The organism is Rhizobium sp. SEMIA 4085 (genome assembly GCF_013004495.1).
Classification (GTDB): Bacteria; Pseudomonadota; Alphaproteobacteria; order Rhizobiales; family Rhizobiaceae; genus Rhizobium; species Rhizobium gallicum.
The window spans coordinates 1-662 of the sequence record NZ_JABEPH010000708.1; the positions used below are offsets into that span (position 1 = coordinate 1).

At 58.3% G+C, this 662-nt stretch carries 1 protein-coding gene and 1 pseudogene; both read right to left on the reverse strand.

What is annotated here, in order from left to right:
* Window positions 1–250: pseudogene (locus C9413_RS32535) on the reverse strand (aminotransferase class I/II-fold pyridoxal phosphate-dependent enzyme); the annotation flags it as partial.
* 173 nt (window positions 251–423) lie between these two features.
* On the reverse strand, window positions 424–662 hold a 239-nt coding region (locus C9413_RS32540; RefSeq protein ID WP_170251650.1), incomplete at its 5' end, for a cytochrome c-type biogenesis protein.

Here is a 662-nt window from a genome sequence, read left to right on the forward strand (position 1 = left end):
TCCGGGTGCCTCCCGCACCCGCGCCACAGTGGTCGATGGCGTTCTTCATCGCCTCGATCACCTTCGGGTTCTGGCCCATGCCGAGATAGTCGTTGGAACACCAGACGGTAACGTCCTTCTGACCGTCCGCCGTGTGGCGCGTGGCGCGCGGAAAGCCGCCGCGATGACGCTCGAGATCGGCGAAAACCCGATAGCGGCCTTCCTTGTGAAGCCCGTCCAGCTCGCTCCTAAAAAATCCTTCGAAATCCATGCATGTGCTCCATAGCCACGAACAATCAATCAACTAGCGCTTATCGAACTTGATGGTCTTGACATAAATCAAGACGAACCGCCAAGCGCTCACCATTCTTCTGCCGAGGCTGCGGCTTTCTTTAAGCCGAATCAAATTTCGAGCGAGCTTTGCAGGCGACCGAAGACCGTTGATCAATCGCAGCGAGGGCCTTGAAGGTCTTTCTGTTCGGCCTTGGTCAGCAAGGCCACGTGGGGAGCCGCGTGCTGGCGGCGTGTAAAGACGATCGCGGCAAAACCAACCATCACAAGGAGCACTGGCGCGCCCCAAAGCAGCATGGTGCGGGTACTGAGCCGAGGCTTCAGCAGCACGAATTCGCCGTAGCGCGAAACGATGTAGTTCAGTACCTCCTCGTCGGTGTCGCCATCGGTGA